Annotated in this window: 1 protein-coding gene; it reads right to left on the bottom strand. The window is 55.5% G+C overall.

Annotated features, from left to right (window positions below; translation table 11 throughout):
- Positions 1-244 (bottom strand): PRC-barrel domain-containing protein (locus ACRYR9_RS19880; RefSeq protein ID WP_432540242.1); only part of this gene is annotated, 244 nt, incomplete at its 3' end.
- Positions 245-591 lie beyond the last annotated feature (347 nt).

Raw genomic sequence — 591 nt, 5'->3', positions numbered from 1 at the left:
CGATATCAAGCGCCATCGCCCCCCACGGAACGGCGAACAGCTTGTCACCAATCCCCAGGAAGCCTCCCACCGAAAGCACCGCGTAGGCGATTCGCCCACGTTGAACATCAAGCATGTTGTCGGTGATCTTGCCCAGATCTTCCCCGCGTGTGTTGACCACACGGTCCCCTTCAAGGGTATCGGCCCCCATCAATTCAGGGCCTGGGCCTAGCGATGACGATTCATCGCGTCCGATGATGCGCATGCGTACACCTGGTGTTGTTGCGCCTGATGTCAAAGCTGCATTTGATGTCGTGTAGTCCATCACGTTGTCTCCAATAAAGTGGATTCGTTCGGAAAATGCGGACGGTACTGCGCAGTCTTCAGACTGATCGACTGCCCGCGATCCGTGACGGCTTCTGGAGCAAGAAACCGGCCCAGAGGAAATGAGGGCGCCGGTATGACGTTTGCTCACCAGACGAGAGCAAATCATTTCAGGAGCACTCCATGAACAAGGCAGAGATTCCAGTCGCCCAACGTACCGTGCTGTCAATGCTTCTCGACGACCACCGTGAGGTCAGGAAGCTATTCAAAGACTTTGCGCAGGAAAAA

Origin of the sequence: Kineococcus auxinigenes (assembly GCF_050871525.1) — a bacterium.
Taxonomy (GTDB): Bacteria; Actinomycetota; Actinomycetes; order Actinomycetales; family Kineococcaceae; genus Kineococcus.
The sequence above is the reverse complement of the archived record's forward strand: the minus strand, read 5'-3'. Positions and strand labels throughout refer to the sequence as shown.